Origin of the sequence: Halomonas sp. 18071143 (assembly GCF_019211725.1) — a bacterium.
GTDB classification, from domain to species: domain Bacteria; phylum Pseudomonadota; class Gammaproteobacteria; order Pseudomonadales; family Halomonadaceae; genus Vreelandella; species Vreelandella stevensii.
The window spans coordinates 3,446,768-3,468,000 of sequence record NZ_CP078120.1 but is presented as its reverse complement, the minus strand read 5'-3'; the positions used below and the strand labels follow the sequence as shown (position 1 = coordinate 3,468,000).

Sequence of the window (21,233 nt, the reverse complement as noted above, 5' to 3'; positions counted from 1 at the left end):
CCAATCAACAGGAGAAACGCAATGACAACACAACAGATTCACGCTCCCTTTCCTGGCGTTTTTTATCGTCAACCTTCCCCGGATGACCCCGTTTATGTGGATGAGGGCCAGCAGGTCAATGCCGGTGATGTGATTGGCCTGATCGAGGTGATGAAGCAGTTTGTAGAGCTCAAGGCCGAAATGACAGGTACCGTCACGGGGTTTTCTGCCGAGAATGAAAGCGTGCTGGAAGCGGGTGACGTGATTGCCACCCTGGAGGTCAGCGAATGATACGCCGACTGCTGATCGTCAATCGAGGCGAGATAGCGTTGCGGATCGTGCGGGCGGCCCGTGAGCTGGGGGTTGTCAGTATCGTGGCCCATAGCGAAGCGGATGCCGACACCCTGGCCGTTCGCCAAGCGGATGAAGCCGTCTGCATTGGCCCTGCCCAGGCCGCCAAAAGCTATCTCAATATTCCTGCTGTCCTGGACGCTGCTAGAAACTGCCAGGCGGATGCGGTGCATCCCGGCTACGGGTTCCTGTCGGAAAGCGCTGACTTTGCGCGCGCCGTCCAGGAGGCCGGGCTGATCTTCGTGGGCCCGGATGCGGATATTATCGCCCGCATGGGAGACAAGGCTAGCGCCCGGCAGACGGCCATGGCCGCCGGCGTCCCCGTGGTGCCTGGTTCACCAACGGCGGTGGAAAGCCTTGATCAGGCCAAGACGGTGGCCGAAGACGTGGGCTACCCGCTGTTGATCAAGGCCGCTGCCGGTGGCGGTGGGCGCGGTATCCGGGTGGCCGAAGACAGCGGAATGCTCGCCCAGCAATTGCCTCAGGCCCAGGCGGAAGCCCAGGCTGCTTTTGGCGATGGGCGGGTTTACCTGGAGCGCTTTATTACCCAGGCGCGGCATATCGAAGTGCAAGTGCTGGGCGATGGCCAGCGCGCCGTACATTTCTTTGAACGCGAATGTTCCCTGCAGCGTCGCCGCCAGAAGATCTTCGAGGAAGCGCCATCCCCCGCGCTGGATGAGCCCACGCGTCAGCGTCTGTGTGAATCCGCGGTAGCGCTGGCGGAGCACGTCGGCTATAGGGGGGCCGGTACCCTGGAATACCTGTTTGATGACCAGACGGGCGAGTTTTTCTTCATCGAGATGAATACCCGTATTCAGGTGGAGCATCCGGTCACCGAGATGGTCACCGGATTTGACCTGGTCAGGGCGATGATCATTCTGGCTGGTGGAGAGCCGCTGAGCATTGCTCAGAAAGACATCACTCTGAGGGGCTGGGCGGTTGAAATGCGCATCAACGCCGAAGACCCGGATCGGAATTTCTTCCCCTCACTCGGTACCGTCAACGGCCTGACCTGGCCGACAGGCCCGGGCGTTCGCGTTGATAGCGGCCTGTACGACGGCTACAAGATGCCGCCTTTCTACGATTCGCTGGTGGCCAAGCTGATCGTTTGGGATGCCAGTCGAGAGCAGGCACTGGTGCGCGCCGGCCGGGCGCTGGACGAGTTCCGGCTGGAGGGCTTTACCACTACGGCCAGCCTGCATCGGCGACTGATCGAGGATGCCAATGTCAAGGCGGGTGCCTTTGACACCAACTTTCTGGAGCGTTGGCTTGAGTCCTCTGCGTCAGCGGCAGATCAGCACAAGGCCACCCCCCACGATGCCACTGTAAAGGAGGCCATCAATGAGCAATGAGATGACAGCCACCACCCGCTACAGCCAGGCCGGTGATGAATTTCTGTTCGTTGAACTCAACGAGGAAATGACCCTGGAGGCCTTTTTCCGCTCCATTTCCATCACCCAGCGCCTGCGTGAGATTGCCCTGCCAGGGGTGGTGGAAATATGCCCGGCCAATGCGTCCTATCAGGTGCGTTACAACCCGGATGTGCTGACGGCCCAGGCGCTTCAGGAAAAGCTTGAAGCCTTGGAGCAGGAGGTAGCAAGCCAGCAGGTACGTACCCTGGAAACCCGTATCATTGAAGTGCCGGTGCTGTACAACGACCCCTGGACCCATGAAACCCTGATGCGTTTTCGCGACCATCACCAGGACCCCAACGCGACAGACTTAGAGTATGCCGCTCGCATCAACGGCTACGACAGCGTGGATGCCTTTATCAAGGCGCATAGTGATACTCCCTGGTTTGTCTCCATGGTGGGGTTTGTGGCGGGGCTGCCCTTCATGTACCAGATGGTGCCGCGAGAACGGCAGATTCAAGTGCCCAAATACCTGCGCCCACGCACCGATACCCCCAAACAGACGGTCGGAATCGGTGGCTGTTTCAGCGTGATCTATTCGGTGCGCGGGGCTGGTGGTTACCAGATGTTCGGGGTAACCCCGATGCCCATCTATGACCCCGTCGACGAACAGCCGCATATCGATGCCTCCATGATCTATTTCCGCCCGGGGGATATCGTCAAGTACCGAGCTGTCGAGCGTGACGAGTATGACACCCTGCTGGCCGGCGCTGAAAAAGGCCAGTTCTCGCCAACCGTGACACCTTTCACCTTTGATCTGGATGCCTTTAACCAGGATCCGGATGGCTATGCACGTCGCGTTAAGGAGGCACTGTATGAGCATTGAAGTCATCAAGCCGGGCCTGGCGTCATCTATCCAGGATAAAGGGCGTCAGGGGTACTACCATCTTGGCATTCCACCGTCTGGCGGTATGGATCAGCGCTCCTTGATCGCAGCTAACCTTCTGCTGGGCAATCCAGAAGGCGCAGCGGTCATTGAATGCGCGCTGATGGGCCCGGAATTGCGCTTTACCGAAACACGTAAAGTGGCCGCCTGTGGTGCCGAAATGCTGCCGCGTGTCGATGGTGACTCTCAGCCGCTCAATGAAGTGTTCGAAGTACCCGCCGGTGCCACCCTGAGTTTTGATTTCGTCAGGGCAGGGGCGCGGCTCTATCTGGCAGTTGAGGGCGGCATAGACGTGCCCGAACGGCTGGATAGCCGCAGCACCTATGCGCTGGGCTCTCTGGGCGGGCTGCACGGGCGCACCCTGCAGGCGGGGGACTCCCTGGCACTGTTGCCCGTTCATGGTAAGGCGATCAATGGGCGCAGCCTGCCGGATAATCTCGTGCCTGTGTTTTCCAGGCGCTATGAATTGCGCGTCATGCCGGGACTTTATGCTCACCGCCTAGAACCTGACAGTGCCAAGCGCTTCTATCAGGAGGACTGGTCGGTGGCCTCGGAGGCAGATCGCATCGGCTATCGCATGAAAGGCGGTAGCAAACTGGATTTCATCCAGCGTGAGCCGCCCTTTGGTGCCGGTGACGACCCGTCGAATATCGTCGATGCCTGTTACCCGATTGGCTCGATTCAGGTGCCCAGTGGCAGCGAGCCGATCATTCTGCACCGGGATGCGGTTTCCGGGGGTGGCTACGCCATGATCGGCACCGTGATCAGTGCCGATATGGACACCGTAGGCCAAATCCAGCCCCATCAGAAAGTTCGCTTTGTTCAGGTAACGCTGGAGCAGGCGTTGGCTGCGCGAGCCCGCTATCAGCAGGTGCTGGAGCAGCTAAGAAACATCCCCTAAGCCGAAGAATTCCTTACGGCGTTGCCTGCAGTGCACGTCAGGCTAACGGACAGTGCGCTGCAGGCCAAACATCCTGAATGGATTAGCGCTATGGTGTGAGTGTTCTAACGCCTTCTCGCAGGATAACAACAAACTTGATGGCAGCTGGCTGATTAAACACCGTGTAGGGTGTTTAAAAGGTATTGATGGCTGCTGTTTTTAAAAAAAGTCAAACACTAAGAGAGAAGTGAAATGAGCAATCAACAGAATGAAACAAGCGATCTGGATTTTTCAGAACGCCCCGTTCCTCCAGAAGGACGAATGCCCAAGATCAATCTAATGATGGCCTGGTGGGCTGTGTGCAGCGCTATCTTTTATATGGTAGTGGCAGCGGCCATGGCACGAAGTTATGGTACCACCAATGCGTTGATCGGTATTGTTTTAACTATGATTGCCTATGGAGTTATCAATGGTGTCATCAGCCGGTACTCGATGAAAACCGGTTTAACCGTAGCCCTGTTTTCTAAGGTATTATTTGGCCATTTCGGGGCCGTGGTGGCGACGCTGATCTTCTTTGCGACTGCCCTTTATTATGCCGTCTTTGAAGGCTATGTGATGGCGCTGGTGCTCTCGGAATGGAGCGGTGTGCTGCCCATGGCGGTGTCAACGGCGATTGTTGTCGCGCTCGGGGTGGCCTTGATTTTCGGCAGTGTTCAGCACTGGCTGGACAAGTTCAATGGCGTGCTCCTGCCGGTGTATGTGGTGGGGATGCTGATTGCCGTGGGCATGGCGGTGGCTGAGTTCGGGTATCCCTCCGGCTGGTTGACCCGTGTGCCGGAAGGTGGTGCCTCCCCATGGGGATGGTTGCAGACCTTTGCCTACTATATGGGGGTCTGGGTGCTGATGATGTTCACCTTTGATTACGCCCGTTTCGGCCGCCAGGAAGACAGCAAATTCCACACCCGGATAACCTTTGGTATTCCTTTCTATGCCATGACCTTCCTGTTCAGTGGCATCGTCGGCATTCTGCTGGACTCCATGATCCCCACCGATGGGCTCTCGGAAGCCTCTATCGTGCTGGGCCTGCTTGAGTTGATGGGCGTTGGTGGTCTGTTGCTGGTATGGGTGACCCAGAGCCGTATCAACACCGCCAACTTTTACCTGGCAACCGTCAACTTTGAATCTTTTATCCGCAAGGTCACCGGTATCCAGATGTCCAAGATAGTGGCGGGCTGCGCCATTGGTGTCATTGCCTATGTACTGATGATGGCGGACGTCTTCTCCTACATTCTTCAGGCACTGGCCTATCAGGGCGTCTTTGTGGTGGCCTGGGTCGGCGTGGCGCTGGCGCATATTCTGTCGCGTACTTATCAGGACCGCTTCAATGGGCATGTGGAGCTGGATAACGCCTATATACCGGCCTTCAACCCCTGCGGCCTGGTGGCCTGGTGTGGCGCCACCCTGGTAGGCATCGTCATCATGAACATGCCTGCCATCGCCGGGTTCTCGGCACCGGCGACCTTTGTCGTTGCCTATATCGCCTACGAACTTGGGCTGCGTTTTGCCCGGGAAGACTGGTACGTCGCCAGCCTGAAATAAGCGTTAAACCGTTAATGTCTTAACCCGAGGTCTTCGTCTTATAGCGTGGGTAGGTGAGAGCAAACGGCGTTCCTTTAGTGTCTGGCTACCCACGCTTTTTCAATCGATTTATCCATGTTTTTAGGCGAGTGAAAAATAAGCGGTATTCTTCCAGTAATAAATTCTTGATGTCGATAATAAAAAAGCGGTTTCATTCTTGCCTGTCAATATTGATAGCACATTTGAATATTCATCTGATGAAGTTGGCGACTTGATCAGAGTGTTTTAAAGCCGGTAGGTCGATTATCCGTTTTGCCCGCAGGATAGCTAAAAGCGTTAAACGGAAATCATCTAACTAAAAAACATAAACGAGGTGTCATATGCCCGATCTGAGAGTGGCGGTGGATGCTGGTGGAACCTTTACCGATGTGTGTATCTATAACGCATCGACCCAGGCGTTTCGGGTTACCAAGGTTCCTTCGACGCCAAATAACCCCATGCAAGCGGTTATTAATGGTGTAAAAAGAGGCGAGATCGAGTTATCGAATGTCGATCTGTTCTTTCATGGCACCACGGTGGCCACCAATGCCCTGATTACCCGACGCTTCCCCAAGGCATCTCTGGTCACCACCAAGGGGTTTCGCGATGTGATCGAAATCCGCGATGGCACCAAGGACAACCTGTGGGACGCCTACGCTGATGTCAGCGGGCCTTACATTCGCCGCCGTGACCGCTTTGAAGTCACCGAGCGGGTCGATTACGCCGGCGAGATAGTGACCCCGCTGGATGAAGACGAAGCCCGCGCTCTGGCGCGCAAGTTAAAACGTCGCGGCACCACCACCATCGCCGTCTGCTTTATGAACTCTTACGCTAACGCCAAGAACGAGCAGCGTATGCGCGAGATCCTCGAAGAGGAACTGCCGGAGGCCAACGTCTCGACCTCTTCCGAGATCCTGCCGGAGATCTTTGAGCACGACCGCTTCAATACCGCCGTGGCCAATACGGTGTTGGGGCCGCTGGTGTCTGATTACGTCAAGCAGCTTGATGATGAGCTCAGTGCCGGTGGCTACGCCAATGATCTCTTGCTGCTGCACTCCGGGGGCGGCTCCATGACCCCGGCCATGGCCAAGCATTTTCCGGTTCGTTTGGCAGCGTCAGGGATTGCCGCCGGGGCCATTGCAGCCAAACATATCGCCGAGCAGTGTGGCTATCAGAATGCCGTTGGGCTGGATATGGGCGGTACCTCCACGGATATCTCGCTGATCCATGACGGCGAATTACGCGTGACCAAACAGTGGGGGGTGGAATATGGTCACCCGATTGTCTTCCCGAGTATTGAAGTACTGACCATTGGCGCTGGAGGTGGCTCGCTGGCGCATATTGATATTGCCGGTGCCTTGCGCAACGGGCCGCAATCGGCAGGGGCGGACCCTGGGCCAGCCTGTTATGAACGCGGTGGGGAAGAGCCGACCAATACCGATGCTAACCTGGCGCTCAACCGTTTGGGTACAAGCCTTGCCGGTGGTGCACTGGAACTCAACCGAGAGCAGGCTTCCTCGGTGATCCGCTCGAAAATCGGCGAGCCGCTGGCGCTTGAAACCGCCGATGCCGCCCAGGCCATCCTCAAAGTGGCCAATGCCAACATGGCCGACGCCGTGCGTCTGGTATCCATTCGCCGTGGGCTGGACCCGCGCGACTTTGCCCTGATCGCCTTTGGCGGTGCCGGTGCCCTGCACGGGGCGGATGTGGCCAGGGAGCTTGGCATTCCTACCGTGATTGTGCCGCCCAACCCTGGTGTTACTTCCGCCATGGGGTGTCTGCTGGTGGATATTCAGCATGATCTGTCGATGATGTATACCGCATCCGCCGCAGATGCCGACAACGCCGATCTTGAAAAGCAGTTCCGTGGCCTGGAAGCCGAGGCTGCAGAGCGCCTGCGCCATGAAGGTGTTGCCGATGAGGATGTGGTACTACAGCGCGGTATTTCAATGCGTTACCAGGGCCAGTGGCGTTCTTTGCAGGTGTCGATGAACACCCACGCCGATTTTCTCAAAGATGCCGTGGAAACCTTCCATCAGGAACACGAGCGTCAGTTCTCTTTCCGTCAGGACAAACAGCCGGTCGAGATCTATCAGCTGCACCTGCGTGCCGTAGGCAAGACGCCTAAGCCTTCCTTTGCGCCGTTTGAAAAGGTGGCCAATGCCAGCGCCGAGCCAGGTGCCCGTCGGGAGGTGTTCTTTGATGGCCAATGGCACGACACCCCTGTCTATGTGCGCGATACCCTGGTGCCTGGCGTGGAGCTGTCCGGGCCGGCGATCATCGACCAGCTCGACTCCACCACCGTCGTGCCGCCCAACACCCGGGCATCCATTGATGAGTGGAAAAATATTCGGATCCAGATTCTCGATAAAGGAGCGTACGCATGAACTCGCCCAATACCTATAATTCAGGCACCCTTGATCCGGTCACCTTTGAAGTATTGAAAAACGCCTTTGCCACCAGCGTTGACCTGATGAGCGAGCAGATTCTGCGGACCTGCTACTCTTTTGTTATCTATTCGCGGGATTTTTCCTCGGCACTGTGCGATGCCAAGGGCAATACGGTCATGCAGGGCAGCGGCGACATTGCCGTGCACGTGGGTACCCTGCATTTCCAGTGTAAGGCGGTGCTGGAAGAGTTTGCCGGTGACATTCAGCCGGGGGATGTGTTTGCCATCAACGACCCCTACCGGGGCGGTACCCACCTGAACGATGTCAGCTTTATCCGGCCCATTTTCATTGATGACGAGATTATCGGCTTTGCCCAGAACAAGGGGCATTGGGCGGATATCGGCGGCAACGTGCCGGGGTCGTTTGATGTCAATGCCAGCACCCACTTCAGCGAAGGGCTGCGGATCACACCGGTTCGTGTATGGCAGCAGGGCTGCTTCCTGCATGATGTGGCCCAGCTGCTTGTCTCCAACACGCGTGCCCCCGCCCAGGCCATGGGCGACCTGCAGGCCCAGGCCGAGGCCACCGCCGTGTGTGAGCGGGAAATCCTGCGTCTGGTGGAAAAGTACTCCAAAGCCACCGTGGTGGCCGCCATGCAGGAGACCCAGGGTTATGTGGAACGCATTGTCCTGAAAAGCCTGGCGGACATGCCCAAAGGCGAATGGGAAACCGTCGATTATATTGATGCTGACCCGGCCCTTGGGGAAGGGATGGTACCCATTCGCATCAAGCTCAAGCTGGATGGCAATGGCATCCACTATGACCTGACCGGCTCGGCAGCCGCAGTCTCGACCTTCCTGAACTCCGGTTACGGCACCACCCACTCGGCGATCTACGCGGGCACCAAGACCTTCTTCCCGGATGTGCCGCTCAACTCCGGCTTCTACCGGGCGGTCACCGCGAATATTGGCGAAGAGGGCAGTGTGGTCAATGCCGGCTGGCCCCATGCGGTAACCGGTTTCTGTTCCGGCCCCTATGAAAAGATCATGAACGGCATCTTCGAGCTCTGGAGTGGTATCATGCCGGAGCGGGCCATGGCCTGTGCCTTCAATCTGGAGTACCTGTTGATTGGCGGTAACGACGGGCGCACCGACACCACCAGCTACTTTATGTGGTACGACTGGATGGCCGGTGGCTGGGGCGGGCGTCACAGCAAGGACGGCTCCTCCGCGACATCTCCGGTGTTCGGCACCGGCCTTGCCGTGCAGCCGGTGGAAGGCCAGGAGCGCCTTAACCCAGTGCTGACCATGTGCCATGAAATCAGCATGGATTCCGGCGGGCCGGGGCGCTTCCGCGGTGGCTGCGGCGTGCAAAAGGGCGGCGTGCTGACGCAGGTCGATAAGACGGTCATGAGCTATTGCTGTGACCGGGGCCGCTCAGTGACCTGGGGCATCAATGGTGGCTTGCCGTCCGTCCCTCATGGGGTCTGGGTCAACAAAGGCACGCCCCAGGAAAAATACCTGGGTGCAACCTTCTCTAACGTGCCCATTTATTCCGGCGATACTTTCACCCGGCCTTCAGCCGGTGGTGGCGGCTTCGGTGACCCGCTTGAGCGCCTGCCGGAGGAGGTGTTGGAAGACGTGATTGACGGCTATGTCTCGGTGGCGCGTGCCGCGCTTGATTACGGGGTGGTGATTCAGGTCCACGACCCGGATATCGATGACTACCGTATTGATGATGACGCCACTCGCCAAACGCGCGACAGTATTCGCCGCGAGCGTCGCCAATGGCTCAAGACACCGCCTGAGCAGGTCGCCCAGCAGTATCGTGATGGCGGGCTCGACGTGTTGGATGTGATTCGCCGTTACGGTGTGGTGCTCGACTGGGGTACCGGCGAGCTGTTGGAAAAATCCACCGGCCAATACCGTGAGTCTCTGCGTCAGCGCTCATCTGATCATTGGGGGTAAGGGGGCCTTGGCCGCAGCCAAAAACACATAGGTGAACATACAGTGAGCATAAAGCGCTCTGCCACCTGTGGCGGCAGGGCTGCTTCTGATGTGGTGAAGAGGCAATGATAATGAACAATGCCATCCTCGATAACAGTCAGTCCAGTGCCATGTTATCGTATGATTCCCAGCAGCGCTGGACACAACTGGTGTCTCAGACCTATTTTCCGTTAACCCTCAACTACGGCCACGCCCAGGCTCCGTTTCAGGGCTCCCTAAAGGTCTGGAAGGCCGAGGGCAGTGATTTCTCGCTGTCGCGGCTGTGTTCCTACAAGGCCGAATACTCCCGCAGCCAGTCGCAGATCGCCCAGGATGACCATGCCTCTTTTCTGGTCACCATTCCGCTGCGCACCCAGGTGTTCTTTTCCCAGCATGGGCGCAGCCTGGATTGCCCGCCGGGGCACTTCATCGTCGAACAGGGGGATGCCCCCTACCGCTTTGGCTATGAAGACCCCAACGATATGTGGGTATTCAAGATTCCAAGTCAGGCGATGAATCACCGTATCCGCCGCCCGGAACGTTATTCGCAGCACTGTTTTTCCGCCCAGAAAGGTATTGGCTGCGCCTTTGTCGAGTTTCTGATGATCTGCTCTCAGCGCGTGAATGAATGCAGTTCAGATGATCAGAACCGCCTGTTCGAACAGGCATTAAGCATGCTGTCGCTGGTGTTGGAGCAGGATGAGCGCGTCCTCAATAGCGACCAGTCGCATCTGAAAACAGCCCATCTGATGCGGATTGAACGCTATATATCCGCCCATCTCGGTGATCCGGAGTTAACGCCCGCCCGTATTGCCGCCTTCTGCGGTATTTCGCTAAGGTATTTGCATAAACTGTTTTCCGGATCGGGCTATACCGTGCGAGAGTGGGTCAAAGTGCAACGCCTTGAAGCGGCGCATCGCGACTTGGCTGCTTCCCCCCAAGGGGTCAACATCGGTGAGATTGCCTATCGCTGGGGGTTTTCCGAACAGGCCCAGTTCTGCCGTGCCTTCAAGCAGCACTTTGGTATCTCCGCCAGTGAACTGCGAAATGACAGCGCATGATTTCCCGGATTTTCAATGGATTTCTTTTGGCTCGCTGATATCGATATGTTTCTCTCAGAACGTTTCTCTGAATGCGTTTCTTTCAATACATAGAAGTGAAAAATGGCAAGATCACAAGCCAGCAGCTACCAGCAAATTGATAACGATCAGGTGATTGTGACCCGTTGGGATTTTCCGCCTGGCGCGGAAACCGGCTGGCATACCCATGCCCATGACTATGTGATTATTCCCCTGCATGATGGTCAGATGTTGCTGGAAACCCCGGAAGGTAACCGTGAAGTCGCTCTACAAGCCGGTGTCTGCTACAACCGGGTGGAAGGCACCGAACACAATGTGATCAACAATGGTGATACCGCCTTTTCGTTCATTGAGGTTGAGCTAAAACAGCGATGCGCGAAGCGATAGGGGTGATTCCTTATGTTGCCTTTATTCAGCCCCGTTATTTCACTCCCCTTATTCAGCAGCATTCATCCGTAGTGGCATAGTGAATTTGGCCACCTAATTGGAGGTACTAATATGCAACAATACATCACACTAAGGAACCGCTGATCAATTCGTCTCTAAGCGGCTGAAACGCTCATAATGGCGCTTTCACTGCATCAGCGGTCGCTTTCTGACCAGCGAAGGTGGTCTGTTTCCCCTGCCAGCCGGATTATCCGGCTGGCAGGGCAGATTCAAGACGCACTGGCCCTGTCAACGCGTCCTTCGCATCGTGCCGCCAGCACCAGATTGGCCAGCCCCTTGTAGCGCACCTTCCGGTAGCCGAAGAGGTTTTTGATCACATGAAACGGATGCTCGACCTTGGCACCGATGCTGGCCTTCGCCTTCTCGATCTTGAGCAGCAGCGCTTTCATCGGACTGTCGTCCATCTTCTTGATGGCGCCACGCTTGGCGGCAACACAGCACCGGGAATCCGGGGCATCCTTTTCTTCCCCCAGATGCTTCCACATGCCGGGGTTCAGGGCGAAGGCGGTTTCTACATCGCCTCACCGGACTACCTGAAAGCCCTGCGAGCGCTATGTGACGAGCACGGCATTCTGCTGATCGCCGACGAAGTGCAGTCCGGTTTTGCCCGTACCGGCAAGTTGTTTGCGCTGGAGCATAGCGGCATCGAAGCGGATATTCTCACCACCGCCAAGAGCCTAGCCAACGGCATGCCGCTCTCTGCCGTGGTCGGCACCGCCAATGTCATGGATGCCTCCGGCCCCAACTCCCTGGGCGGCACCTACAGCGGCAACCCGCTCTCCTGCGCGGCGGCCCTGGCGGTGATCGAAGCCATCGAAGAAGAGAACATCCTGGCCCGCAGCGAACAGATGGGCAACATGCTGGCCGAACGCTTCGCCGCCTGGGAAGAACGCTTCCCCGCCGTCGCCCACGGCCGCCAGCTCGGCGCCATGGCCGCGTTCGAACTGCTTAACCGCGATGGCAAGCCCGACCCACAGCTCACCGCCGCACTCTGCGCCAAAGCCCGCGAGAAAGGCCTGATCCTCCTTTCCTGCGGCTTCTACGGCAACAGTATCCGCATCCTGGTGCCGCTGACGGTGTCGTCTGCAGTGCTGGAGGAAGGGTTGAGTATTATTGAGCAGTCGTTGGATGCGCTGAGCTAATAGCGTTGAGGTAGGACTGAGCCTGCCCATCGTCAGTCAAAACACATGACCATTTCAGACCATCCCTATATTCTTTCTTTCAGCGCCTTGAGGAAGGCATCGATATTCTCATCGTGGCGCTTGTAGTAGGTCCAAGGGCCGATCCGCTGCGATGTCACCAATTGCGCTCGCTGTAGAGCTGCGAGATAAAGCGATGTCGTTGACTGAGAGAGGCCCGTGCGCTCTTGGATGATACTGACGCACACGCCTACCGTTTCCGGATCGACCTCCTGCTCGGGAAAGTTCGTCCTGGGATCCTTGAGCCAATTGAGGATGGCAAGGCGCGTCGGGTTCGCCAATGCTTTCAGGGCTTCGTTGACGTCAATAGTCATGAATTTTTTATACCTACTCTTTTCCGCTATCTGGATATCTTCCTGATTCACGCAGCAAATTGGAAGGCTTCACCATGATCTCCGCGCCTGCCCTTCGCAGTGATGGGCAGGCTTGGAGTGGAATCCTATTGCCCTGTCAGGTAGGGCTATCGGGCACCTGCGCGCCGAATTTAGGGACGATATGTTTGCCAAGTTCCTCGATAACCTCTGCTGCGGGGCGCTTACCATACTTGAGGTTCAGGATGACGTGATCTACACCGATTTCCTGAAGTGTATCCAGCAAGGCCAGAAGGTAGTTACGTCCCAGCCGGAATCCTAGATGGATAGGCGAGGGTGGTGTGGATGGGTGTTCGTCCAGGTCGATATACAGCGATTGCAAGAACGGCTTGTAGATAGTGCCACATTGTTTAGCCGTTTCCTGTCGCCAATCTTCCACGATGAGTCGCTGCATTTTTGGCGGACGTGGATAGTTGATCCATCCATGGCTTTCACGGGCGATCCAATCGAGCGACTGGCGGCTATGTCCGGTTACGAATAGCGGTATTTCCCGAGTCGTAGGTTTGGGAACGAGATCGGCCCCCAGTAACTCGCCGTGACTCCAGCGAATGGGCTCGAAGTGTGTTCGATGGGCTTGGCGTATCACATTGAGGTTTTCTTGAAAGGTCTCGCCACGCTTTTCTGGATCAACGCTGAATGCGGGAAACTCCACGGGACGATCGCCAGAGGCTACTCCCAGGAGCAAACGACCTCCGCTCAACTGATCAATGCTCGCTGCGGCCTTTGCCGTGTGCAAGGGATTACGCAACGTAAGGGCGATGGAGGCGGTGCCTAGTGCGATTTCTGTTGTATGGGCTGCGATGTAGCCCAGATACACCCAAGGGTCGAAAACCTGGCCGACATCGCCGAAGCTTGGGTCCCTGAGCGGGACGTCGCGAAACCAGAGCGCCGAAAAACCAAGTGCCTCTACACGTTTGGCCAGCGCGACCTGATCCAGCATGCTCGGTGTATCACCCTGGAAAGCCTCCAGGGGAAAGAACAGCCCAAGGCTTAGATGACCCTGCCTGAAGGTCCGTTTGAATCCCCTATGCTCTTGGTAAGGAATCGTGCTCGGTTGGTACATGCTTAACTTCCTCGGTCAGCAAACGCAGTGCCACGCCCCTGAGTTATGGGGCGTGGCACTGAGCGCTTAGGGTGTGTAAGTAGGATAGTCGATGTAGCCCTTATCGGTACCGCCGTACATGCTGTCTGGATCAAGTGGGTTAAGCGGCCAGTTGTTGGCGATACGCGCAGGCAGGTCGGGGTTCGCAATGAAGGGGCGACCAAAAGCGATCAGGTCGGCCCAGCCAGCGTTTATCACGCGATTTGCTCGTTCAGCGGTGTACTTGCCGGCATAGATAATCTTGCCGCTGAAGGTCTTACGAACAGCTTCCCGGAACGTCTCAGGCAGCTCGGGTGCGTTGTCCCAATCGGCTTCGGCGAGCGACAGGTAGGCAATGCCCACTTCCTCGAGGATCTTCACTGCCTCGATGTAGGTTTGGTGAGGGTCTTCTTCGACCAAGCCGAGGTAGACGCGGTCTTCGTCTGTGGTCGCGAACAGCGGGGCGAAGCGAACGCCAACGCGCTCCTTGCCGACCACACCAGCAACGGCGAGAGTGATTTCGCGCAGGAAGCGAAGACGATTCTGCAGCGAACCGCCATATTCATCATCACGCTGGTTGGTATGGGCCGAAATGAACTGGTTTACCAGGTACCCGTTCGCGCAGTGAAGCTCCACCCCGTCAAAACCTGCTTCCAGAGCATTTCGGGCTGCTTGGGCGTAGAGCTCAACCAGTTCCTTTACCTCCTCGGTGGACAGGGCTCGTGGGGTCGATGGGTCGGCCAGTGTACCCGTGCCGGGGCCAGTTTCGATGAACACCTTGACGTTGTCCGCGCGGATGGCTGATGGCGCGACGGGTGCTTCACCACCGGGTTGCAGCGATGTGTGCGACACGCGGCCCACATGCCAAAGTTGAGCAAAGATCACCCCTCCTTCGGCGTGAACAGCGTCGGTGACCTTACGCCAGCCTTGTATCTGTTCCGGGCTATGAATGCCGGGTGTCCAGGCATAACCCTGTCCTCGGGGCTCAATCTGTGTGCCCTCGGTCACCATGAAGCCAGCACCGCTGCGCTGACGGTAATAGGTGGCCATCAGGTCGTTCGCAATATTGCCGGGTTGGGAGCTACGCGAACGCGTCAGTGGCGGCAGAACGATACGGTTCTTGAGGGTGTATGGGCCCAGCTGAGTGGTTTTGAAAAGTTCTGATTGTGTCATTTCGTTTACCTGCATATCTAAAATAGTCGATGTTGGAGGTCAAAAACCATGGCCGATGAGGTCAGAAGAACCCGAGCGGAGCAGGTCACGGATCGTGGGTAGACTATTCGCGATATTCATATATGTCAATATATGTATGTCACGGCCGGTTTCGCGAGCCCAGTTCACTTGTGAATCACTTCTCCAGCACTACTTGACTTAGTTGTGTAAGCCGTTGTTTCTTCACGCTCATTCACAGCGATCATTTTTTGCACTTCTCGCTAAAGACCACGCCACACGCGGCTCGCGGAAGGTTACCAAGCGCTCACCAACACTGTTATGCACAGCGCTCGGGGATAACTGTGGAAAGTGAAAATCTGTGGATAACTCTGTGCACAACCGGTTTGCAGGGTGGGGGCGAGCTGTGCGTGATCGTGAATGCGCAAATCACGTTTGAACCAAGCGACCTGAAGGGGGGGCTGAGCCATGAGCCGTAACGCCTGTTCGTCGCAATCTATTCGTGATGAGCGGAAGACGTTACCATCAAGCCAGCGTTGGCGTAATCACTCTATCTACTCCCGCTCAACAGGAGAGTCTCGATGTACATAGCCATGAACCGTTTTCGGATTGCCCCAGGTCGCGAAGAGGATTTTCTGGAGGTGTGGCGCAACCGCGATTCCCACCTGGAGGAAGTGCCGGGCTTCAAGGAGTTTCACATGCTGCAGGGCGAAAGCCAGGAAGAGCACACCGTGTTCATCTCCCACAGCGTGTGGGAATCCGAAGAGGCCTTCCGCGCCTGGACCAAGTCAGAGGCTTTCCGCAAGGCCCACGCCAATGCCAAATCGCCGGAAGGCATTTATCTTGGCCCGCCCAAATTCGAAGGCTATGAGGTCGTGCTGTAAGGCCTTTGACCCCAAGCCCCAGGGCGCCGTCAGGCCAGCGCCAGCCCCACCGCGAGCAGCAGGCTGTAAACCAGCGTGGAAAGCGCGGTTTTCTTGAGCATGCCCGTTAGCTGCTCGCCATCCTCGGTGCGGCTGAGCGTGCGCCCGGCGTCGTAGAGCGGCTTGGCCACCACCAGGCAGCTCCAGCCCACCCAGGGCACGGGTAGCCACAGCAGATACCCCAGCGTCAGCAGCAGAGCGGTGCCCAGTAGCGCCCAGTGGTAGTAAATGGCCCGCCGTTTGCCCAGCCTCACGGCCAGCGTCATCTTGCCGTGGCGGGCATCGCTGTGGATGTCGCGCACGTTGTTGACGTTGAGCACGGCGGTAGCCAGCAAGCCGCACACGGCGGCGGGCAGTATGGCCAGCCCGCTCAGGCTCTGGGTATGCAAGTAGAGGGTACCCAGCACGCCCAGCAGCCCAAAAAACACGAACACCGCCACGTCCCCCAGCCCACGATAGCCATACGGCTTGCCGCCCAGCCCCACGGTGTAAGTGATGGCCGCCAGCAAGGACGCGGCTCCCAGCAGTACGAACACCAGCCAGCTGCGCAGGTCGCTGCCAAAAGCGACGAACAGCAGCGATAACCCCGCTATGGCCGCCGCCAGCCCGGTGAGCAGCATGCCCCGGCGCATGGCGTCTGGGGTCAATAGCCCACTGGCCACCGCCCGCACGGGGCCGGTGCGGCTAGCATCGTCCACCCCCGATTGGGCATCGCCATAATCGTTGGCCAGGTTGGAAAGCACCTGCAGCAGAATGGCCGTGAGCAGCGACAGCAGCAGCACCCCACCCTGAAAGCCACCCGCCTGCGCCGCCATGCCCGAACCCAGCAGGATCGAGGCGCAGGCCAGCGGCAGGGTGCGCAGCCGTGCGGCGAGCAACCAGGCATGGAGTGGGCGGTGTGGGGCGGTGTGTTCCATGGTGAGCATTCCTGTTGCAGTCGCTGAACTGGTCAGCGTGGCCGGTCGGTGTAGCCATCGGGCAGAGTGAACATTCGACTCTGTATCATTAATGGCAAAAACCACGACCTGGGTCAAAAAAGAGGTATCTGTCCTGACGCACACTGGGGATTCCCCCTGAAAGTGAACGTGGCAGGAGTCTACGCGATGATCGGCGAGTTTTTCAGACAAAACAAATATGCTGCCCTGGTTTGGCTACTGCTGAGGCTGTACCTGGGCATTACCTGGCTGACCCTGGGCATCGGCAAGATGACCGGCGGCTTCAATGCCGAAGGGTTTTTGAGCAATGCCGTGGCCAACCCGGTCATGCGCGAAGGCAGCGTGGTCTACCCCAACTACGTGGCGTTTCTGGAGCATGTCGCGCTGCCGTATGCGGATGTGATCAACGTGATAATCCCGCTGGGGGAAGTGCTGGTGGGGCTGGGGCTGATCGTGGGCGTGTTGACCTGCTATGCCGCTTTCTTTGCCATCGTCATGAACATGTCGTTCTTGATGGCGGGCACGGTGTCTACCAACCCCTGGATGATCGCCCTGAGCTTTTTCCTGCTGGTGGCCGGTGCCAACGCCGGGCGCTATGGCGGCGACCGCTGGGTGCTACCCTATATCAGGCATCGGTTGTCAGGGAAGTAGTTTGCTATGCAGGTGATCCAGGCCGCGAAGGCGCTGGCAGCACAGCTGTCGGCGCTGGACCTTTTGGCATGCCGGGGTACGCAGAGCCTGAGCGTGCCCTGCGAGGTGGAGGATTTGGTGGGGTGGTTGAACGCACAGCGCGTGACGCCCCGCCTTTATTGGCAGCCGCGCGAGGCCTCGGCGGCGGGCTATGCCGTGCTGGGCGAAGCGCGGGCGTTTGACTCTCTGGTGGCGCTGCAGGTTGATATGCAGCGTCAGGGGCAGGGGCAGGCACAATCCCGGGCCCAAGCCCAGCCCCAAGCCCAGCCCGCCAGCGGCTCGCCCGACTATTTCGGCGGGGTGGCCTTCGATGCTCAGGCGGCGGGTTGGCCCGGGTTTGGTGACTGCCGCTTCATACTGCCCCGTGTGCTGCTCAAGCGTCAGCAGGGGCGGTGCACGCTTTCCGTGAACCTGCGCTTCGATGACCGCCCTCCTGCCGAAGAGCTGGCCGCCGCCCAGGCGTGTCTGGCGGCCATCGCCCCGGAACAGCCGCTGCCCCCGGTGGCCCATGGCAGCTACCAGCGGTGTGATACGCCCACTCGGCCGGAGTGGGCCCGCTGGGTGTCGCAGGTGACCCAGCCCGAACGGCTGCAGCAGCTTCCCAAAGTGGTGCTTTCCCGAGAAACCTGCCTGACCGCCGAGCGCGTGCCCAGCCCCTGGGCCTTGCTGGGGCGCTGGCAGGCCGAGGCGCGGCACTGCTTTCATTTCGGGGTGCAGTGGGCGCCCGGTACGGCGCTGATTGGCTGCTCCCCCGAACGGCTCTACCGTCGCCAGGGCCAGCAGCTGGTCACGGAGGCACTGGCCGGTACGACCCGGCGGGGGCGTGACACGGCGCAGGATGAAGCGCTCGCCGGAGCGCTGCTGGCCGATAAAAAGAACGGCCTGGAAAACCAGTGCGTGTACCAGCAGCTGTTGACCCAGCTGGAGCCGCTGGCCCAGCGCCTGGAAATGGGCGAGGCCCACGTGGTGCCGCTGCGGTCCGTGCAGCATATTCGTCGCGAAATCCATGCCGAGCTGCACCCCTTCATCACCGACCAGCAGCTGCTCAGCGTGCTGCCCCCTACGCCTGCCGTGGGCGGTACCCCGCGGTCGGCGGCGCTGGCCAGAATCCGTGAGCTGGAGCGCCACGCCAGGGGCTGGTACGCCGGTGCCTTTGGCCGCGTGGGGCATGACTCCAGCGAGCTGGCGGTGTCGATTCGCTGTGCCCAGGTCAGCGATACGGCGATCCGCCTGTACGCAGGGGCGGGTATCGTGGCGGGGTCGCAGGCCGACGACGAGTGGCACGAGCTGGATGCCAAGATTGCCGATATTCTCTCGCTGCTGGGGATGGGATAAGCCGATGCATTACGCCACCTTTAACCACGTTTGGGCATCGCTGCTGTTGGAAGAGCTATACCGCTGGGGGCTGCGCGAGGTAGTCGTGGCGCCGGGCTCGCGCTCCACCCCGCTGACCATGGCGGCCAGCGAGCACGCCGGGCTGCGCTGCCATACTCACTTCGACGAGCGCGGGCTGGGGTTCATGGCGCTGGGCCTGGCCCGAGGCGCCCAGCAGCCGGTGGCGGTGATCACCACGTCTGGCACGGCGGTGGCCAACCTTTATCCGGCCGTGGTGGAAGCCGCGCTGCTGGGCGTGCCGCTGGTGATTCTGTCTGCCGACCGGCCCATCGAGCTGCTGGATAACGGCAGTAACCAGGCCATCGACCAGCGGGATATCTTCGCCCGCCACACGGTGGCGCACCACGACTTGCCGACCCCCAGCCGCGAGATTCCCGCCGCCTATTTGCTCAGCACGATCAACCAGACCATGGCGCGACAGCACCGCCTACCGGGGCCGGTGCACTTCAACTGCCGCTACCGCGAGCCGCTCTACCCCTCCGGCCCGCCCGTGGAGGCCAGCGACTACCTGGCGCCGCTGGCACGCTGGCAGCACAGCGATGCCCCCTGGAGCGCTTGGCAAACCGCTCCCGCCGCCTTGCCGGTGGCATGGCCCGCCGCCTTCACCCGGCAGCGCGGGGTGATCGTGGTGGGGCGCATCGATGACCCCCAGCAGGCGGCCCCCATTGCGGCCCTGGCCGAGCAGCTGGGCTGGCCGCTGCTGGCCGACCTGCAAAGCCAGCTGCACGGCGACCCGCGCCATCTGGTGCACATGGACCTGGCCCTTCAGGACCCGCAGGTCAGCGCCGAGCTGGGCCGCGCCAACGTGCTGCTGCAGTTTGGCGGCCGGCTGATTTCCAAGCGCCTGACCCAGATGATTGCCCGCCACCCCTGGCAGCAGGCGTGGCTGGTCGACCCGTTACCCCAGCGCCTGGACCCGGACTTCACCCTTACCCAGCGGCTGGTGTGCACGCCCGCCGAGGCCATCGCCACGCTGCCCGCCGGGCCCGCCCAGCCCCCCTGGCATACCCTGGCGCGCCTTCAGCAGCGCACCCGCCAGGGCATCGAACGCTATACGGCGGAGTTTTCCGAGCTGGGGGTGTGTCATCAGCTGGCCCAACTGGCCAGAGGGGCGCTGTTCGTGGGCAATAGCCTGCCCGCCCGGTTGATGAACATGCTGGGCTCGACCCGTTCGACGCCGCTGCGGGTGATGGCCAATCGCGGAGCTTCGGGCATCGATGGGCTGCTGGCCACCGCGTATGGCTTGGCCTGCACGACTGATGAACCCACCACGGTGATTCTGGGCGACACCAGCGCGCTTCACGACCTCAACAGCCTGGCGCTGCTGGCCAGGGCCCAGGCGCCGCTGGTCGTGGTGGTGCTGAATAACGATGGCGGCAGCATTTTCCACATGCTGCCGGTGCCGGACGAAGGCGACCTGCTGGAGCGCTACTATCGCCAACCCCACGGGCTCGCGTTCGAGCATGCGGCGCGCATGTTTCACCTGAACTATGCCGCACCGACCACGCTGGCGGCGTTTTGCGAGGTCTACACTCAGGCGCTGGAGGCCGGGGTGACGCTGATCGAGGTCACGGTGCCCCATCAGCAGGCCACCGATGCGTTGCAGGCTCTGGGCGCGTGGCTCAGGGAGGCACCCGATGCATCATGACCCTTCGCCGCCCTTTACGCTGGTGATGCTGCACGGCCTGCTGGGCGATCAGCAAGATTGGCAAGCGCTTGGCGAGGCGCTGGAACAAGCGCTGCCGGGCGTGCGCTGCCTGGCGCTGAACCTGCCGGGGCATGGGCAGCCCACAGTGCCTGCGGTGGGCTCCTTTGCGGATTTTCATGACTGGCTTGGCGATACGCTGGCCGAGGCGGGCGTAGTGCGTTATGGCCTGCTGGGCTACTCCCTGGGTGGCCGGCTGGCGCTCTATCATGCCAGCCAGCGGCCCGCCGGTTTGGAGGCGCTGTGGTTGGAGAGCGCGCACCCCGGGCTGGCCGCGCCAGAGCGGGAAGCACGCCGTGCCCACGATGAGCACTGGGCGCAGCGCTTTGAGCAGTCGCCACTGGCCGACGTGCTGACAGCATGGTACCAGCAGCCGGTGTTTGCCGATTTGACGGCCTCACAGCGCCAGCGTCAGATTCAGCGCCGGTTGGCCAACCATGGCCCCGCCGTGGCGCACATGCTGCGGGTCACCTCGCTGGGTCGGCAGCCCTCTCTCTGGCAGTGGCTGGCCGAGACCGACCTGCCAGTGGGCTATTTCTCCGGCCTGCGGGACCACAAGTTCAACACCCTGGCCAACCGCCTAGCGCAGCACGCGCCGCGCCTGCGCCACTGGGCGCTGCCGGGCGGCCATAACCTGCATGTGGAACACCCCAAGGCCATGGCAGGGCACTTGTCACAGCAACTGGCACAAACGCTGCCGCGCTGAGGCGCGGCAAGCGCATGGTGCACTGAGTCAGT

The 21,233-nt window shown here is 59.5% G+C and carries 18 protein-coding genes and 2 pseudogenes; 15 read left to right on the top strand and 5 right to left on the bottom strand.

Annotated elements, in window-relative coordinates; translation table 11 throughout:
• The first annotated feature begins 21 nt into the window (after positions 1–21).
• The 9 genes from KVY02_RS16260 to KVY02_RS16220 all read left to right on the top strand — a co-directional run bounded on the left by KVY02_RS16260 (position 22) and on the right by KVY02_RS16220 (position 10,966).
• On the top strand, positions 22–270 hold the full coding sequence (locus KVY02_RS16260; protein WP_218313931.1) for an acetyl-CoA carboxylase: 249 nt from the start codon (positions 22–24) through the stop codon (positions 268–270).
• Complete coding sequence (locus KVY02_RS16255) at positions 267–1,682, top strand: acetyl-CoA carboxylase biotin carboxylase subunit (protein ID WP_218313930.1); 1,416 nt, start codon at positions 267–269, stop codon at positions 1,680–1,682. Before KVY02_RS16260 ends, KVY02_RS16255 begins: the two co-directional genes overlap by 4 nt.
• Positions 1,672–2,568 carry a 5-oxoprolinase subunit B family protein gene (locus tag KVY02_RS16250; RefSeq protein ID WP_218313929.1) on the top strand — a complete coding sequence of 299 codons (897 nt, stop codon included), beginning with the start codon at positions 1,672–1,674 and terminating at the stop codon, positions 2,566–2,568. Before KVY02_RS16255 ends, KVY02_RS16250 begins: the two co-directional genes overlap by 11 nt.
• Positions 2,558–3,529: a 5-oxoprolinase subunit C family protein gene (locus KVY02_RS16245; RefSeq protein ID WP_218313928.1), complete on the top strand. Its 972-nt coding sequence runs from the start codon at positions 2,558–2,560 to the stop codon at positions 3,527–3,529. The genes KVY02_RS16250 and KVY02_RS16245 overlap by 11 nt, the downstream gene beginning before the upstream one ends.
• A 231-nt stretch (positions 3,530–3,760) precedes the next feature.
• Positions 3,761–5,107: a purine-cytosine permease family protein gene (locus tag KVY02_RS16240; RefSeq protein WP_218313927.1), complete on the top strand. Its 1,347-nt coding sequence runs from the start codon at positions 3,761–3,763 to the stop codon at positions 5,105–5,107.
• Positions 5,108–5,466: 359 nt separating this feature from the next.
• A complete protein-coding gene (locus tag KVY02_RS16235) occupies positions 5,467–7,512 on the top strand; it encodes a hydantoinase/oxoprolinase family protein (protein WP_218313926.1) in 2,046 nt (681 codons plus the stop codon).
• Positions 7,509–9,482, top strand: coding sequence for a hydantoinase B/oxoprolinase family protein (locus tag KVY02_RS16230; RefSeq protein WP_218313925.1), 1,974 nt, complete (start codon positions 7,509–7,511; stop codon positions 9,480–9,482). The genes KVY02_RS16235 and KVY02_RS16230 overlap by 4 nt, the downstream gene beginning before the upstream one ends.
• Positions 9,483–9,592: 110 nt before the next feature.
• Positions 9,593–10,561 (top strand): helix-turn-helix domain-containing protein, encoded by a 969-nt coding sequence (locus KVY02_RS16225; RefSeq protein ID WP_218313924.1) that lies wholly within the window; start codon positions 9,593–9,595, stop codon positions 10,559–10,561.
• Between the two features lie 102 nt (positions 10,562–10,663).
• On the top strand, positions 10,664–10,966 hold the full coding sequence (locus KVY02_RS16220) for a cupin domain-containing protein (RefSeq protein WP_218313923.1): 303 nt from the start codon (positions 10,664–10,666) through the stop codon (positions 10,964–10,966).
• A 269-nt stretch (positions 10,967–11,235) separates the two neighbouring features.
• Here KVY02_RS16220 and KVY02_RS16215 read toward each other — a convergent pair.
• Positions 11,236–11,493: pseudogene (locus KVY02_RS16215) on the bottom strand (IS5/IS1182 family transposase); the annotation flags it as partial.
• Positions 11,494–11,517: 24 nt separating this feature from the next.
• Here KVY02_RS16215 and KVY02_RS16210 point away from each other — a divergent pair.
• Positions 11,518–12,168: pseudogene (locus KVY02_RS16210) on the top strand (aspartate aminotransferase family protein); the annotation flags it as partial.
• A 65-nt stretch (positions 12,169–12,233) separates the two neighbouring features.
• Here KVY02_RS16210 and KVY02_RS16205 read toward each other — a convergent pair.
• From KVY02_RS16205 to KVY02_RS16195, 3 genes are all read right to left on the bottom strand, one after another.
• Positions 12,234–12,539, bottom strand: a complete 306-nt coding sequence (locus KVY02_RS16205) for an ArsR/SmtB family transcription factor (protein ID WP_218313922.1) — start codon at positions 12,537–12,539, stop codon at positions 12,234–12,236.
• 136 nt (positions 12,540–12,675) lie between these two features.
• A complete protein-coding gene (locus KVY02_RS16200; protein ID WP_218313921.1) occupies positions 12,676–13,659 on the bottom strand; it encodes an LLM class oxidoreductase in 984 nt (327 codons plus the stop codon).
• Positions 13,660–13,725: 66 nt separating this feature from the next.
• A complete protein-coding gene (locus tag KVY02_RS16195) occupies positions 13,726–14,850 on the bottom strand; it encodes an alkene reductase (protein ID WP_218313920.1) in 1,125 nt (374 codons plus the stop codon).
• Between the two features lie 578 nt (positions 14,851–15,428).
• Here KVY02_RS16195 and KVY02_RS16190 point away from each other — a divergent pair.
• Complete coding sequence (locus KVY02_RS16190) at positions 15,429–15,731, top strand: antibiotic biosynthesis monooxygenase family protein (RefSeq protein ID WP_016915196.1); 303 nt, start codon at positions 15,429–15,431, stop codon at positions 15,729–15,731.
• 29 nt (positions 15,732–15,760) lie between these two features.
• Here KVY02_RS16190 and menA read toward each other — a convergent pair whose 3' ends face one another.
• Positions 15,761–16,687 carry a 1,4-dihydroxy-2-naphthoate octaprenyltransferase gene (gene menA, locus KVY02_RS16185; RefSeq protein WP_218313919.1) on the bottom strand — a complete coding sequence of 309 codons (927 nt, stop codon included), beginning with the start codon at positions 16,685–16,687 and terminating at the stop codon, positions 15,761–15,763.
• A gap of 186 nt (positions 16,688–16,873) precedes the next feature.
• On the opposite strand from menA, the gene KVY02_RS16180 reads away from it, so the two are divergent.
• The 4 genes from KVY02_RS16180 to menH are packed head-to-tail and all read left to right on the top strand — an operon-like array spanning position 16,874 to position 21,201.
• On the top strand, positions 16,874–17,356 hold the full coding sequence (locus KVY02_RS16180) for a DoxX family membrane protein (protein ID WP_054641826.1): 483 nt from the start codon (positions 16,874–16,876) through the stop codon (positions 17,354–17,356).
• Positions 17,357–17,362: 6 nt separating this feature from the next.
• The gene (locus tag KVY02_RS16175; RefSeq protein ID WP_218313918.1) at positions 17,363–18,730 is read left to right on the top strand and encodes an isochorismate synthase; all 1,368 of its coding nucleotides are present in this window, start codon (positions 17,363–17,365) and stop codon (positions 18,728–18,730) included.
• Positions 18,731–18,734: 4 nt separating this feature from the next.
• Complete coding sequence (gene menD, locus KVY02_RS16170; RefSeq protein WP_218313917.1) at positions 18,735–20,438, top strand: 2-succinyl-5-enolpyruvyl-6-hydroxy-3-cyclohexene-1-carboxylic-acid synthase; 1,704 nt, start codon at positions 18,735–18,737, stop codon at positions 20,436–20,438.
• Positions 20,428–21,201: a 2-succinyl-6-hydroxy-2,4-cyclohexadiene-1-carboxylate synthase gene (gene menH, locus KVY02_RS16165; protein WP_218313916.1), complete on the top strand. Its 774-nt coding sequence runs from the start codon at positions 20,428–20,430 to the stop codon at positions 21,199–21,201. Before menD ends, menH begins: the two co-directional genes overlap by 11 nt.
• Positions 21,202–21,233 lie beyond the last annotated feature (32 nt).